General features: G+C 39.4%; 13 protein-coding genes and 4 pseudogenes. 11 read left to right on the plus strand and 6 right to left on the minus strand.

Features of this window, described 5'->3' with window-relative positions; all coding sequences use genetic code 11:
• Window positions 1-290 precede the first annotated feature (290 nt).
• Window positions 291-1,625, plus strand: a pseudogene (locus FTV52_RS13310) (ISNCY family transposase).
• A 442-nt stretch (window positions 1,626-2,067) separates the two neighbouring features.
• On the opposite strand, the gene FTV52_RS13315 reads toward FTV52_RS13310, so the two are convergent.
• Both FTV52_RS13315 and FTV52_RS13320 read right to left on the minus strand, forming a co-directional pair.
• Window positions 2,068-2,514 (minus strand): ribbon-helix-helix protein, CopG family, encoded by a 447-nt coding sequence (locus FTV52_RS13315; RefSeq protein WP_016658834.1) that lies wholly within the window; start codon window positions 2,512-2,514, stop codon window positions 2,068-2,070.
• Between the two features lie 88 nt (window positions 2,515-2,602).
• Entirely contained in the window at window positions 2,603-2,896 is a 294-nt protein-coding gene (locus tag FTV52_RS13320) for an NAD(P)H-dependent oxidoreductase (protein ID WP_373683428.1), read from the minus strand.
• Between the two features lie 6 nt (window positions 2,897-2,902).
• Here FTV52_RS13320 and FTV52_RS13325 point away from each other — a divergent pair.
• A pseudogene (locus tag FTV52_RS13325) lies at window positions 2,903-3,214 on the plus strand (DDE-type integrase/transposase/recombinase); the annotation flags it as partial.
• Between the two features lie 134 nt (window positions 3,215-3,348).
• Here FTV52_RS13325 and FTV52_RS13330 read toward each other — a convergent pair.
• Window positions 3,349-3,678, minus strand: a complete 330-nt coding sequence (locus FTV52_RS13330) for a four-helix bundle copper-binding protein (RefSeq protein WP_025466485.1) — start codon at window positions 3,676-3,678, stop codon at window positions 3,349-3,351.
• A 364-nt stretch (window positions 3,679-4,042) separates the two neighbouring features.
• On the opposite strand from FTV52_RS13330, the pseudogene FTV52_RS14785 reads away from it, so the two are divergent.
• Both FTV52_RS14785 and FTV52_RS13340 read left to right on the plus strand, forming a co-directional pair.
• Window positions 4,043-4,533: pseudogene (locus tag FTV52_RS14785) on the plus strand (transposase); the annotation flags it as partial.
• Window positions 4,534-4,595: 62 nt separating this feature from the next.
• The gene (locus FTV52_RS13340; protein ID WP_001067786.1) at window positions 4,596-5,300 is read left to right on the plus strand and encodes an IS6-like element IS1006 family transposase; all 705 of its coding nucleotides are present in this window, start codon (window positions 4,596-4,598) and stop codon (window positions 5,298-5,300) included.
• A gap of 52 nt (window positions 5,301-5,352) precedes the next feature.
• Here FTV52_RS13340 and FTV52_RS13345 read toward each other — a convergent pair.
• Window positions 5,353-5,502, minus strand: a pseudogene (locus tag FTV52_RS13345) (recombinase family protein); the annotation flags it as partial.
• Between the two features lie 314 nt (window positions 5,503-5,816).
• Between FTV52_RS13345 and arsC the strand changes: the two are divergent.
• The 7 genes from arsC to FTV52_RS13380 are packed head-to-tail and all read left to right on the plus strand — an operon-like array spanning window position 5,817 to window position 11,003.
• Complete coding sequence (gene arsC / locus FTV52_RS13350; protein WP_179990976.1) at window positions 5,817-6,245, plus strand: arsenate reductase (glutaredoxin); 429 nt, start codon at window positions 5,817-5,819, stop codon at window positions 6,243-6,245.
• A 44-nt stretch (window positions 6,246-6,289) separates the two neighbouring features.
• Window positions 6,290-6,613, plus strand: a complete 324-nt coding sequence (locus tag FTV52_RS13355; RefSeq protein WP_031380724.1) for a metalloregulator ArsR/SmtB family transcription factor — start codon at window positions 6,290-6,292, stop codon at window positions 6,611-6,613.
• A 4-nt stretch (window positions 6,614-6,617) separates the two neighbouring features.
• Window positions 6,618-7,091, plus strand: a complete 474-nt coding sequence (locus FTV52_RS13360; RefSeq protein ID WP_179990977.1) for an arsenate reductase ArsC — start codon at window positions 6,618-6,620, stop codon at window positions 7,089-7,091.
• Window positions 7,092-7,096: 5 nt separating this feature from the next.
• Window positions 7,097-8,137: an ACR3 family arsenite efflux transporter gene (arsB, locus tag FTV52_RS13365; protein ID WP_004644740.1), complete on the plus strand. Its 1,041-nt coding sequence runs from the start codon at window positions 7,097-7,099 to the stop codon at window positions 8,135-8,137.
• 4 nt (window positions 8,138-8,141) lie between these two features.
• Window positions 8,142-8,846 carry an arsenical resistance protein ArsH gene (arsH, locus tag FTV52_RS13370; protein ID WP_004644739.1) on the plus strand — a complete coding sequence of 235 codons (705 nt, stop codon included), beginning with the start codon at window positions 8,142-8,144 and terminating at the stop codon, window positions 8,844-8,846.
• Between the two features lie 18 nt (window positions 8,847-8,864).
• Complete coding sequence (trxB, locus tag FTV52_RS13375) at window positions 8,865-9,815, plus strand: thioredoxin-disulfide reductase (protein ID WP_031380726.1); 951 nt, start codon at window positions 8,865-8,867, stop codon at window positions 9,813-9,815.
• Between the two features lie 24 nt (window positions 9,816-9,839).
• Window positions 9,840-11,003 carry an ArsO family NAD(P)H-dependent flavin-containing monooxygenase gene (locus FTV52_RS13380; RefSeq protein ID WP_004726779.1) on the plus strand — a complete coding sequence of 388 codons (1,164 nt, stop codon included), beginning with the start codon at window positions 9,840-9,842 and terminating at the stop codon, window positions 11,001-11,003.
• Window positions 11,004-11,165: 162 nt separating this feature from the next.
• Here FTV52_RS13380 and FTV52_RS13385 read toward each other — a convergent pair whose 3' ends face one another.
• Entirely contained in the window at window positions 11,166-12,017 is an 852-nt protein-coding gene (locus FTV52_RS13385; protein ID WP_004726781.1) for a universal stress protein, read from the minus strand.
• 12 nt (window positions 12,018-12,029) lie between these two features.
• Window positions 12,030-13,517, minus strand: a complete 1,488-nt coding sequence (locus tag FTV52_RS13390; RefSeq protein ID WP_004726783.1) for a SulP family inorganic anion transporter — start codon at window positions 13,515-13,517, stop codon at window positions 12,030-12,032.
• Between the last annotated feature and the right edge of the window lie 574 nt (window positions 13,518-14,091).

The raw sequence follows: 14,091 nt of genomic DNA on the forward strand, positions 1-14,091 counted from the left end.
AGACACACTACTCCATCCTATGGCAAAAACCATAAGAAAACAAAACCAAAGTTTTTTGGAGAGATGAGTCAACACGAATGCTATCTAGGAATAGAATTTAATCCAAAATATCTTAACGGAATTTCAACTATTTACAACTCAATATAATTTAGTAGTTTCTCTAAAATTAACATAATACACCTTATACGAAATTATTTTGTTAGAACCCATTTAAAGTGTCTATATTCTCACCAATAAAAATGTCTGGTTTATGATGGTTTTTATCACCATGGACTGGATATAAAATATAGATGCTGATCACTATGTCTGACAAAGAAATTCAACGTCTTGCAGTTCTGCAAGACGTTCGAGATCATCGTATTACCCAGGTCCGTGCTGCTGAAATCCTGAATCTTTCCACCCGTCAAATTACCCGGTTATTGCAGAAGCTCAATCAAGATGGTGTCTCAGGTATGGCACATGCCAGTCGTGGTCAACCTGGCCATCGTCGCCATGATGACTTGTTAAAATCAAAGTGCCTTTCCATTATTGCTGAACATTTGCTGGGCTTTGGACCCACCTTGGCGCATGAAAAGCTCAGCAGCATGTTTGACCTGAATATCCCGGTAGAAACGCTTCGGCGCTGGATGACGGCCAATGACCTGTGGATTCCTCGATCCAAGCGCCTGAAGCGTCCATATCAGCCACGTTATAACCGTGATTGCTTCGGTGAACTGATTCAGATTGATGGCTCATATCATGACTGGTTCGAAGGACGCGCTGCTAAGTGCTGTTTATTGGTGTATATCGATGATGCTACTGGCAAGCTGTTGCATTTGCGCTTTTGTGAGGCTGAAACAACCTTTGACTATATGCTTTCAACCCGAGCCTACATTGAACAATACGGCAAGCCTTTGGCCTTTTATAGCGATAAACACTCGGTATTCCGAGTCAATCAAAAATCGAGTCAAGATAGTAAGATCACGCAATTTGGCCGGATTCTGAATGAGTTAAACATTGATATTATCTTCGCCAATTCCCCACAGGCCAAAGGCCGTGTAGAACGTGCCAACAGAACCCTTTAGGACCGCCTGATTAAGGAGATGCGCCTGGAAGGCATGGGTTCGATTGCCGAAGCCAATGCATGGCTACCCTGCTTTATTGAGCATTTCAATCAGAAGTTCGCTAAATGTGCACGAAACTCAAAGAATTTACATCGACCATTAGCCGAATCTGATCTTGAACTGGATGATATTTTTACCTGGCAGGAACCGCGTAAGGTCACCAAGAATCTGACTCTGACCTATGACAAGTGTATTTATATGCTTGAACCGACAGAGCTGAATCATAAGCTTGCTGGGCAATACATTTCATTTCTGGAGTACCCGGATGGAACTATCGCCATCATGTATGAGGGACGGAAGATCTATTATAGCGTCTTCAATAAACTGGCTGGACTACAGCAAAATGCAGTGGTTGAGAATAAAAGATTAGGTTCGGTTCTGGCCCATATCCAGCAACAGCATGAAGCATTGGAAAAACAGAATAAACGTTCCCGCCTCAAGAAAAGTATGCCGAGTCGTAAAGCTCAGAAAGCTGTTATTGAACAAAGAAATTTAAATCCTGTGCTTGACTCTTGTGGTTAAAAACAGGACATTTTAAATGGTTTATCGCATAGACATTTTAATTGGTGAATAACAACACTTGTATATTAATATCAATAACTTAAAAATTTCACACTGATCACAAAATGCCCAAAAATCCGATTTTGAAACAAGTCGGCTTAAAAATGATCAATTTTGGCATTTTCCGAATGTTATCAACTCTTCCAGGGTAAAAACTATCCCCAATTTCTGTGGATGAAATTTAGGCTATTTTGTAGGCCTAGGCTTACGTGAATCTCGGCCCTTTGCTGCTATGCGGCATACTGGAATTTTCATATTATTGAATGGTCAGGAACAGGAAGTTCCATATAATAAAAAATAAGCACCAGGATGGCGCTATATAAGACATGCAAGAGCACAAAGACCTAATGTTCCAATAAAAAACCCCGGCAGGATGCCGGGGTTTTTTATTTGTATAAGCTATTTAAATAATAGCTTGTTCTTTTAAATGAGATAGTGCAGCAAGAATATATGATGAGTTGAAGGTTACATCGGTATAGGTTGATGGAGATCGACTTCCAGTTTCCTTAAAAATCTTATAAAAATTATCAACTTCATCAGTGCTTAAAGGGCGAATATTATCTTTGTTATTGTGAACAAATAATTTTCCGTCCTCACTAAACATAATAAATTTAGATTTTCTAGATTCAGTTTCTAAATTAACTGGTGTAGAAAAAAATTTAACGAGAGTTTCATATAGATTAATATTCATGTAACTTAACCCTTTGTTTTCATGTATATATTTTTTCGATAAGCTCTCAATACTCATAGAAATAGCTTCTCTGGCTAAAAATGATTTCGTTCTTTGACTCTTTTCAGCCAGTTGATCTAACTGTTTTTCTAATTCTACAGGTAATCGAAGCATCAACATTATAAACAACCCAATCTAAATGTATATCAATTAGAGTATATCATTAAGATGGTAGTTTCAAATTTTTTGAACCGCTCTTTCTCTGATTTCAGGGGTATATTTTAATTTTGTCATCGGAATAGTCTCTCAGAATATTGACTCTCCGACAAACCCGGTACGGTTCAGACTGTGATCCACCACTGACTTGCATCAAGGCAAGGGTTTTACCTTGGGTAGCACGGATTGCTCCTCCTGCAAGTGGAATCCAGTCTATTTGTGATTTAAAAATGGAACTCATAGAACCATGACGTTCAGGTGAACACCAGACCATACCTTCAGACCATGCAAGAAGCTCATGCAGTTCTTTTACTTTTGGATGCTCAGTATCCGCATCTTCTGGCAAAGGAAGGCCCCACAAGTGATAGATACAGATAAAGCACACATATGGAGGTGCTTTGTCACGGTTAAAATGGGAAAGAAAATGTCCACCAGATCTTGAGCACAGGCAGGTTAAGTATAAAAATAACGTGATCGAATGTAATCATGGCAAGCTAAAGCGGATCATTAGGGCCACTTTAGGATTCAAATCGATGAAGACGGCTATGTCACAATTAAAGGAATTGAGGTTATGCGTGCTCTACGCAAAGGACAAGCTTCATTATTTTATAACGGTAATATTCTAGGAGAAGTTTGGCTAGTAAATAGAGTTTTCGGTCTCTAAGCTTTTTTGAAGGGAAAATCATCGACTCAGATCCCTATTTGCAACAGTGCCGTTGTTAGTGGTTTGACCCACTAACAACTAACACGTTGGCTATTCATTGAGTAAATCCTAAACTCAACTAATTCTTTTATTTATCAGACAACCATTTTTCGACATTCGACGGCACATTCACGGCAAGCATCAGCACATTGCTGGCAGTGTTGATGCTCATGTTGGCTACATTCATCTGCACAGTATTCACAAGCCTTGGCACAAAGCTCACAAATTTCTTTCATAAAAGGAGATTCATTTTGCTGCATACGAGCACAGAGCTGACAAATATCTGCACAATCTAGACAACGCTGAATACATTCTCGCATCATCTCCAGATTTTCTTCTTTTAGACAGGCATTTGCACAACTGGCACAGGTAAGGGAACAGCTCATACATGCCTTTGCGCAATCTGAAAATTGGATATCGTTCATCATACTTACCTAAAGTCACTTGATTTAGGAATAAGCTAATCAAAAAAAAAGATATACACTAGGACGATTAGGTAAGGGAAAGTAAAATAGTCATAGATTTTGTTAAATGGTTTTAGGAGAGTGTAAATAAAACTGTGTAAACGCTTAAACTATCCCTCAACGCTGTTGGGGGGCAACACAGGTGTTTACCATGAAAGATGAAGCAATGCTGGCATTGGCAAAAGAATTTGCTAAGAACTTAAAAACAGAAGCTGACCTGAATAATTTCAGTAAAGCTTTAAAGAAACTCACCGTTGAAACTGAATAGCCACCGATTTTGTAGACACCTTTTAGTTAGATAAAATGGCTAATTAACGAGGTGCTTATGAGCAGTAAACGATACCCTGAAGAATTCAAAATTGAAGCAGTAAAACAAGTCACTGAGAAAGGTCATAGTGTGGCTGAAGTTGCTACACATTTAGGAACCACTACACATAGTCTGTATGCTTGGATCAAACGTTATGATCCACAGCAGCCCAAGACAACAGAATCTAGTGATCCAACTACAGAATTAGCGAAATTAAAAAAAGAGCTGCAAAGGGTCACTGAAGAAAGGGACATATTAAAAAAGGCCGCGGTGTACTTCGCAAGCCAGTCCAAATGAGGTACGCCTTTATTCGGGACAACCAACATATATGGTCTGTTCGTCGTTTATGTTCAACGTTAGATGTTCATCACAGTGGTTATTACGCCTGGTTAAAGAAACCTACCAGTATAACTGCGAGGAAGCGGCAACAGCTTTCAGGATTAATTAAACAGTTCTGGTTGGAATCTGGCAGAGTCTACGGTTATCGCAAGATTCATTGTGATTTGAAAGGCACTGTTGCAAATAACCACGAATGGTAAGCTGAAGACTGTTTTAGCTAAAGGTGCAGTATATGAATCCTTTCCATGGTCGGCATTTTCAGGGCGAAATCATTCTTTGGGCTGTGCGCTGGTATTGTAAATATGGCATTAGCTATCGTGAACTGCAGGAAATGCTGGCCGAACGTGGTGTGAATGTTGATCACACGACGATTTATCGTTGGGTTCAACGTTATGCTCCTGAAATAGAAAAACGTTTACGCTGGTATTGGCGTAATCCTACAGGTCTGAGCTCGTGGCATATTGATGAAACCTATGTAAAAGTGAATGGACGATGGTCTTATCTGTATCGTGCAGTCGATCAACGTGGCGATACCATTGATTTTTATCTTTCTTCTAGACGTAATACCAAATCAGCATATTGTTTTCTTGGAAAAATTTTAAATAATGTGAAGAAGTGGCAAATTCCACAAGTGATCAACACGGATAAAGCGCCCACATATGGACGTGCTTTATCACGGTTAAAACGGGAAGGTAAATGTCCACCAGACCTTGAGCACAGGCAGATTAAGTATAAAAATAACGTGATTGAATGTGATCATGGTAAGCTAAAGCGGATCATCAGGGCCACGTTAGGATTCAAATCTATGAAGACGGCTTATGCCACAATTAAAGGTATTGAAGTCATGCGTGCACTACGTAAAGGCCAAGCTTCGTCATTTTATTATGGTCAGCCTCAGGGTGAAGTCTATCTGGTGAATAGAGTTTTCGGTCTCTAAGTACTTTTTAAAGGGAACATCATCGACTCAAATTTCTATTTGCAACAGTGCCATTCAACATTTCCTGAAATTTCGGTCGGTCGGTATTTTTACCTGAAGCACGGTCAACAAAAATCCGGTCGACTTCAATTCCCTCAAGTTGACGTCCCGTATTTTGCTCGACCGAACTCACTCGCACATAGCCTACTTTTTGGCCTTTCACTTTTTACGCCCCAATTGGATAAAAATGAACAATTTCGTAAATTATAAATCTTTAATACCAAAGTTACATGTTACTTATGATTAAAAAACATTTAAATGGTACATGTTTTTAAGAACTTTTAAAATGTAATTTTAGGGTTTACTCTAAATTTACATATTTAAATAACGAGTTTTTTCTCACTCATAAGAATTTGCAAGAATATATATACACTTATTGGCATTGAGTAATTTAAATAAAATCAATATACGTATTTGCATATATATGGAAATTCATATATAAATATATCTGAGTTTCTAATAGCAGAGTCAGTCAAAATGTTCTCAACCATAAAGATTTATCACAATCCTGAGTGTGGTACATCAAGGAATACCTTAGCTTTAATTCAAAATACAGGAATTGAACCAACCGTTATTGAATATCTAATTACCCCACCTTCGAAAGCAGAATTAATTGAACTTATTCGTAGTGCTGGTTTAACTGTTAGAGAAGCAATTCGTAAAAATGTACCTCCATATTCTGATTTAGAAATTGATCGGGAAGATTGGTCTGATGAACAGCTTTTAAACTTTATGCTTCAACATCCCATTTTGATTAACCGCCCATTTGTTGTTACTGATTTAGGTACACGTTTGTGTCGTCCTTCTGAAGTTGTTTTGGATATTCTCCCGTCACCTCAAAAAGGCGCATTTAGCAAAGAAGATGGTGAAAAAATTATTGATGAAAATGGCCAAAGAATTAAATAGCACTTTCTCATCTCTTGAATGGAAAGAATGTGAAGAAGACTTATATGGATCAAGTTAATTTTTTTAAATGCTTATCAGATGAAACACGTCTCAATATAGTGACATTAATTGTTGAAAATAAAGAACTATGTGTGTGTGATTTGACTGAAAAACTACAACTCAGTCAACCTAAAATTTCCAGGCATTTAGCCCTCTTACGTGCTTCAGGGCTACTTCAAGATCGCAGACAAGGCCAATGGGTTTACTACAGTATCAATCCAAAATTGGCCGACTGGTGTTATGAAATTTTAGATATTTTGAAGACGGTTCAATCTCAATCAAAGCCGGATGATCAACACCCCCTTTCTGTAAATAGTTATTGTGAGTAATTCAATGAAATTTTTATTTTTATGTACTGGAAATAGCTGCCGTAGCATTTTGTCTGAAGTTTTGTTTAATAGCCGAGCACCAGAAGGTTGGAAAGCCTATAGCGCTGGGAGTAAGCCTTCAGGTCAAGTTCACCCGCTAACTTTAGAATCCCTTGAAAACTTAGGATTATCTACCGAAGGTTTATGGAGTAAAACAATTAATGATTGTGAACAATATCAACCTGATGTTGTGATCACAGTATGTGATTCTGCTGCTCAAGAAGCATGTCCACTTTATTTGGGTGGAGCAATCAAGGCACATTGGGGCTTGGCTGATCCTTCACACTTAGACGTGAATAAAGAAGAAAAAATGAAAGCCTTTATGAGCACTGTTGAACATATCAATCGTCGCTTAGATGCTTTATTTAAACTTAATGTAGATAAACTATCTCGCTCAGAATTGATTGCAGCAATTAATCAAATTTCGAACGTTGAGTAAGTGAAATGTCTGAAAAACGCTTATCTTTTTTAGATCGCAACCTGACGCTATGGATTTTTATTGCCATGGCCTTAGGCATTGCCATCGGAAACTTCTTTCCTCAGGCTTCTGTCGCACTCGATAAATTAAGCATTGATTCAGTGAATATTCCAATCGCGATTGGTCTTATTCTAATGATGTATCCACCACTGGCAAAAGTGAACTATGCGACTTTGCCACAAGTGTTTAAGGATAAGAAAACCCTTACTTTATCCTTAGTACAAAACTGGCTGATCGCGCCAGTACTCATGTTTGCCCTGGCAATCATATTTTTACATAGTTATCCAGAATATATGACCGGTGTCATCCTGATCGGTCTTGCTCGATGTATTGCCATGGTTCTGGTGTGGAATGGCTTGGCGTGTGGTGATAATCAATATGTTGCAGCATTAGTTGCCTTTAACAGCATCTTCCAGATTCTATTTTTCAGTACCTATGCCTGGTTATTCCTGACCTTCCTTCCACCCTATTTTGGTGTCGCTTCGCAGGTCATTAATGTCGATTTCTGGACCATCACCCATGCTGTTCTGGTTTATCTTGGTATTCCGTTCTTATTAGGTTTCTTAACGCGATGGATTTTGGTGAAACAGAAAGGCGTGGAATGGTATGAAACCAAGTTCATTCCGAAAATCAGTCCGCTGAGTTTAATGGCTTTGCTGTTCACCATTCTGGCCATGTTTAGCCTAAAAGGCGGTGATGTCGTGAGTCTTCCGCTTGAAGTTTTACGCATCGCGATTCCTTTAACCATTTACTTCGTTTTAATGTTCTTCATCAGTTTCTTTATGAGTAAATGGATGGGCAATGACTATCCTAAGACCACAGCAATTGCATTTACCGCAGCGGGGAATAATTTTGAATTATCACTTGCAGTAGCGATTGCAACTTTTGGTATCGCGTCCCCTGTTGCTTTTACCACGATTATTGGCCCACTGGTCGAAGTTCCTGTGTTGATTGCCTTGGTGAGTGTTTCACTCTGGCTGAGAAAGAAAGTTTTTAAAGAGGCCTAACTCTATGAATCTCCCAAATGTAGATCTAAATCTTCTTGAGCAACCCACCTTTGAAAAAGTTCAAGCCAAAGAACTTGCTCATCCTCCGCGAATTTTGCTGCTGTATGGCTCTAATCGAGAACGTTCTTACAGTCGCCTTGCAGTTCTTGAAGCCGGTCGAATCCTTGAGCATTTTGGGGCGGAAATAAAAATCTTTCATCCTAAAGGGCTTCCTTTACCAGAAGATGCGGATACTGAGCATCCAAAAGTAAAAGAGTTGCATGAGCTTTTAGCATGGTCAGAAGGCATGGTCTGGTGTTCACCTGAACGCCATGGTTCTATGAGTTCCATCTTTAAATCTCAAATCGACTGGATTCCACTGGCAGGAGGGGCAATCCGTGCAACCCAAGGTAAAACTCTTGCCTTGATGCAAGTCAGTGGCGGATCACAGTCCTTTAACAGCCTGAACCAGATGCGTATTTTGGGGCGGTGGATGCGGATGATCACCATTCCAAATCAGTCTTCAGTTCCAAAAGCTTTTTTGGAGTTTGAAGAAGATGGACGAATGAAACCTTCGGCTTTCTATGACCGGATTGTGGATGTGATGGAAGAGTTATTTAAGTTCACCCTACTGACTCGTGGACAAAGCAAATACCTGACAGATCGTTATTCAGAACGTAAGGAATCAGCTGAAGAATTATCTAAACGTGTCAATCAGCGCAGTTTGTAAGCTGCCAGGTGATCTTAAATGCAAAAGAGACATTCTAAATTAATCATTCTTGGCTCAGGTCCTGCGGGTTACAGCGCTGCGGTATATGCAGCACGGGCTAATCTTAAACCCACTTTAGTTGCAGGCTTACAACTCGGTGGTCAATTAACCACGACCACTGAAGTCGATAACTGGCCGGGTGATCCAGAAGGTTTAACAGGCCCCGCACTCATGGAACGTATGCAAGCGCATGCGGAACGTTTTGGCACCGAAATCGTCTATGACCATATCAGTAAAGTGGATTTAAGCGTTCGTCCATTCGTGCTGAAAGGCGATATGGAAGAACTCACCTGTGATGCCCTGATTATTGCCACAGGTGCAACGGCACAATACTTAGGTCTTGAGTCTGAAGCCAAATTCATGGGGCAAGGTGTAAGTGCCTGTGCAACTTGTGACGGTTTCTTCTATAAGAACCAGAAGGTGATGGTTGTAGGCGGTGGTAACACTGCGGTTGAAGAGGCGCTTTACCTGTCTAATATTGCAGCTCACGTGACTTTAGTACATCGCCGAGATTCATTGCGTTCTGAAAAAATTCTACAAGACCATCTTTTTGCAAAACAGAAAGAAGGCAAAATTAGCATTCTTTGGAACAATCAAGTGGATGAAGTGTTAGGCGATAACACCGGAGTAACTGGAGTGCGTTTAAAATCCACTGTAGATGGATCAAAGCAAGATATTGAGGTACAGGGTTTATTCGTGGCAATTGGTCACAAACCAAATACTGAGATGTTTTCAGCGCAACTTGAGTTACGTGATGGCTATATTCAGATCCAAAGCGGAACAGCGGGGAATGCCACTGCTACTTCAGTGCCAGGTGTATTCGCTGCCGGTGATGTGGCTGATTCAGTTTATCGCCAAGCGATTACTTCAGCAGGCTCCGGTTGTATGGCTGCATTAGATGCTGAAAAATATCTTGATAGTTTAAGTTGATTTTGATGTTGTCATAAAAATATAGTGAATATTGTAAAAGCCCAGTCTTCAGGATTGGGTTTTTATATTAAAGAAAAAATAAAAGGGGACAAGGCTTTGAATCAGAAACAGACGGAAACTGATGTCATCATTATCGGTGGTGGACAGGCAGCTTTATCTACAGCTTATTTTTTAAAGCGAAAAAAAATACCATTTATTATTTTAGATGATCAAAATCAAGCAGGTGGAGCCTGGTTACATGCTTGGAATTCTTTGCGTCTGTTTTCACCGAATAGCTGGAGTTCCTTACCAGGTTGGGTTATGCCGAATACAGAACAAACGTATCCGACCAAGAAAGAAGTTATTGAATACTTGCAGCAATATGAGCAGCGTTACCACTTTCCGATTATTCGTCCTGTATATGTTGATCACGTCAAAAGCGAAGGAGAAGTATTGAGTGTGCATGCAGGTGAACAGACATGGAGAGCCAAGGCTGTAATCAGTGCAACGGGCACCTGGAGTCATCCTTATATCCCATCTTACCCTGGCCAAGAAAATTTCAAAGGTCTGCAATTACACTCCGCCCATTATCAAAATGCAGAACTTTTTAAAGATAAGCACGTCATGATAGTCGGTGGTGGAAATTCTGGAGCACAAATTTTGGCTGAAGTTTCCCAAGTGGCAGACACTCTTTGGATCACGCCAACACCTCCTCAATTTTTAGCAGATGATGTTGATGGCCGTGTACTGTTTTTACGTGCGACAGAGCGTTTAAAGGCACAATTAGAAGGCCGTACAATAGATCAGCCTGTTGGCGGTCTGGGTGATATTGTCATGATTGATTCAGTCAAAGATGCACGTGCACGAGGCGTTTTACATAGTGAGCGCCCATTTTCGGTTTTTACGGAAAATGGCGTGATTTGGGAAGATGGATCTTTTCAACAGGTTGATGCAGTGATTTGGTGTACTGGATTTAAAGCGACTTTAGACCATTTAAAGCCACTTGGAATAGTAGAGGAAAATAATACGATACTGGTTGAAGGAAGCAGATCAGTCAAACAATCTAACCTATGGTTAGTAGGATATGGTGAATGGACCGGACCTGGTTCAGCGACACTGGTGGGTGTTTCAAGGGCAGCGAGAGCCACAGTGGATGAAATCGTTGCTTATCTACACGAAGTTGATACTAAAAATTCTTTAGAAAAATAAGCTATCTACTCCCTTAGATGATTTTAAAGCCAATTCTTTTACTTTCATGCTTCAGCTATATCAGGTGAGTTAAAGTAATTCCATTTTCATAATTTTAGTCGCCCTACCTAATTATAAATACCAAGCCTTGAATAGATAAAAAATCTATTCAAGGCTTTAGTGTCATCTCAATAAAAGTACAGGTTTTATTGAGCTTGACAACAATTTGGTCGTCGTACTCCCAATAAAAAACTGGCGTATCTTTGAGTGACCATATGCACCAACCACCATCATATCAATAGCGTTTTTCTCTTGGTAATCTAATATTGATTTATCGACATCACCTTCAAGTACGATATCAATTACATTAAAACCATTATTTGCAAGCAGCTCTTTTGCCCAAGTAACTTGAGATGTCATATCACTATTTGGCTTACCAACATATACCACATGAGCTGTCAGGGTTTTTAATAAAGGACTATTTGCAATTTTGTCTACACAAATACGTGCAGTAGGACTTCCATCAAAAGCAATTAAAAAAGACTTAGGTGGACTAAAGGGTGCAGATGTTATTAATACGGGTTTATGAAGGGCACGAACAACATTTTCAATATGGGTTCCAACTTTACTGGAATCATGCTCGGTTTCAGTTCCATGCTTCCCCATAATAAGAACTCGAATGTCTTCTTCCATTCCCATAATTGTTTCTAAAAGACTGCCGTGACGTTGAAAACTTTGAGCATCAATAGAGAACTTCTCCAATAGATAATTCTTTGCTTCCCGAAGAAGAATTTGGCCATGCTCTAGCTCAATCTTCCCCTTACGCTCTTCAAGTTCAACCAACTCATTTAGCAATGTTTCTCGACTTCCCAAGCCGATTGCACCGCTTAAATCTTGTGGTGCTTTCGCTTTTGGCTTATCAATAACATGTAATAACTTAAGCGGTGAACTAAGTTTATCGCTAAACCAAGCTGCATAATCACAAACGGTATTTGTTGCTAATGATCCATCAATACATGCAATAATTTTTGACATAATTCATCCCTCTTAGTGGCTATTTAAGCGATCTAAAGCATCTGGCTTATCATGGATACCAAACTTATCGACTAAGGTTTTGCTGGCTTCATTCATTCCAATAAGTTCGACTTCTGTTCCTTCACGTCTAAACTTAATGACCACTTTATCTACGGCAGCGACCGCAGACACATCCCAGAAGTGAGCCTGGCTAACATCAATCACAACTTTTGAAAGTGCTTCTTTGAAATCAAATGCAGAAGTAAATTTATCTGCTGAGCTGAAGAACACTTGACCTGTTACCGTATAAATACGGGTATTTTCAGGTTCATTAAATTCGGACTGAATTGCCATGTAGCGTTCAATTTTATTGGCAAAAAATAATGCAGAAAGAAGTACACCGACTAATACGCCATAAGCCAAGTTATGTGTTGCAACGACCACGACGACTGTAACGATCATCACGATATTGCTAGAAACTGGATATTGGCGAATATTTCGTAATGAATCCCAGTTAAATGTTCCGATTGCTACCATGATCATGACCGCAACCAGTGCAGCCATTGGAATGACTTTGAGCCAGTCACTGATAAACACCACCATAATTAACAGGAAGACCCCAGCACTAAATGATGATAAACGGGTACGTCCACCAGATTTCACATTAATAATGGATTGACCAATCATGGCACAGCCTGCCATTCCGCCTAAAAAGCCAGATGCGACATTGGCAACACCTTGTCCTTTACACTCACGGTTTTTATCACTATTGGTATCGGTTAAATCATCCACAATTGTTGCGGTCATCATAGATTCAAGCAAACCGACGGCTGCTAATCCCAGTGAATAAGGCAAAATAATAGCTAAAGTTTCAAGATTTAAAGGAATATCAGGAAGTAAGAAAATTGGTAGCGTATCTGGTAATTGCCCCATATCGCCTACGGTTCTTACATCTAAACCAATGAACAAGGCAAAGAGCGTAAGGAGGACAATACAAATGAGAGGAGAGGGTAAAAGCTTCCCTATCACTGGGATATAAGGGAATAGATAAATAATAGCTAAACCTCCAACTGTCATCGCATAGACATGCCATGTCACATTGGTGAGTTCAGGCAATTGAGCCATAAAAATTAGAATAGCTAAGGCATTCACAAAGCCAATCACGACTGACTTTGATACAAACCGCATCAGAGCACCTAATTTTAGATAACCTGCTAGGATTTGAATAAATCCTGTCAAAATTGTGGCTGCTAATAAGTATTGCAGACCATGGTCTTTAACCAGTGTGACCATTAATAAAGCCATTGCACCAGTTGCAGCAGAAATCATACCAGGGCGACCACCTACGAAAGCAATCACAACTGCAATACAGAATGAAGCATATAGCCCGACTTTAGGATCGACACCTGCAATGATGGAGAAGGCAATTGCTTCAGGAATTAGAGCCAAAGCAACAACAATACCCGCAAGAACATCCCCGCGAATATTGGAGAACCATTGTTCTCGAATAGTGGATAACATGAAAATAGCCTATTTTTTTAAATTTTAGGAAAGGCTAGTGATGTGATATATGACACACAAGCTACTACACCACATCACTAGACAGTGATGAGTTATTTACTGAATTAAGAGGTAAATAAACTTATGGTGGCGTAAGTGTCATATTAAGAAAGATATCTATTTTGGAGGATTTCGGGGGCAATGATAGCAGCTAGGTCCTTTTATATCCACCCTAGCCGCAATTTGAAAGAAAATATAGGACACTTCTGCAAATAAAAATTTGAGTCAATGATGTTCCCTTGAAGAAATGGATTTGAACAACCATCAAAAATAGCAGTTAAAGACAGCTACTTTTATTTTGTACATGCTTATTTTATTGGGATTGCGCTTAAGTGATATAAATTTTACAAAGGGTAGATAAAAATTGATACTTTTTCTTAGATCAACACTTTAGTGTAACTTTAGAGCATACTTTAAAGTTACACAAAACATCTATATGAAGACTAAAGTCCAAATTAGTGTTTATGTTGGTTCAATGTATTACATTTCGTATTTTCTATTTGTAACGTAATTTCAGTAATATTATGATTATGTT

This window comes from Acinetobacter sp. YH1901141 (assembly GCF_013416935.1).
GTDB lineage: Bacteria > Pseudomonadota > Gammaproteobacteria > Pseudomonadales > Moraxellaceae > Acinetobacter > Acinetobacter towneri.

Excerpts from the sequence above, each read along its gene's own strand:
- FTV52_RS13340 (WP_001067786.1), top strand. The coding sequence starts at position 4,596 with ATGAATCCTTTCCATGGTCGGCATTTTCAGGGCGAAATCATTCTTTGG.
- FTV52_RS13315 (WP_016658834.1), bottom strand. The coding sequence starts at position 2,514 with ATGTTGATGCTTCGATTACCTGTAGAATTAGAAAAACAGTTAGATCAA.
- FTV52_RS13390 (WP_004726783.1), bottom strand. The coding sequence starts at position 13,517 with ATGTTATCCACTATTCGAGAACAATGGTTCTCCAATATTCGCGGGGAT.
- trxB (WP_031380726.1), top strand. The coding sequence starts at position 8,865 with ATGCAAAAGAGACATTCTAAATTAATCATTCTTGGCTCAGGTCCTGCG.
- FTV52_RS13355 (WP_031380724.1), top strand. The coding sequence starts at position 6,290 with ATGGATCAAGTTAATTTTTTTAAATGCTTATCAGATGAAACACGTCTC.
- FTV52_RS13360 (WP_179990977.1), top strand. The coding sequence starts at position 6,618 with ATGAAATTTTTATTTTTATGTACTGGAAATAGCTGCCGTAGCATTTTG.
- arsC (WP_179990976.1), top strand. The coding sequence starts at position 5,817 with ATGTTCTCAACCATAAAGATTTATCACAATCCTGAGTGTGGTACATCA.
- FTV52_RS13330 (WP_025466485.1), bottom strand. The coding sequence starts at position 3,678 with ATGAACGATATCCAATTTTCAGATTGCGCAAAGGCATGTATGAGCTGT.
- FTV52_RS13385 (WP_004726781.1), bottom strand. The coding sequence starts at position 12,017 with ATGTCAAAAATTATTGCATGTATTGATGGATCATTAGCAACAAATACC.
- arsB (WP_004644740.1), top strand. The coding sequence starts at position 7,097 with ATGTCTGAAAAACGCTTATCTTTTTTAGATCGCAACCTGACGCTATGG.
- arsH (WP_004644739.1), top strand. The coding sequence starts at position 8,142 with ATGAATCTCCCAAATGTAGATCTAAATCTTCTTGAGCAACCCACCTTT.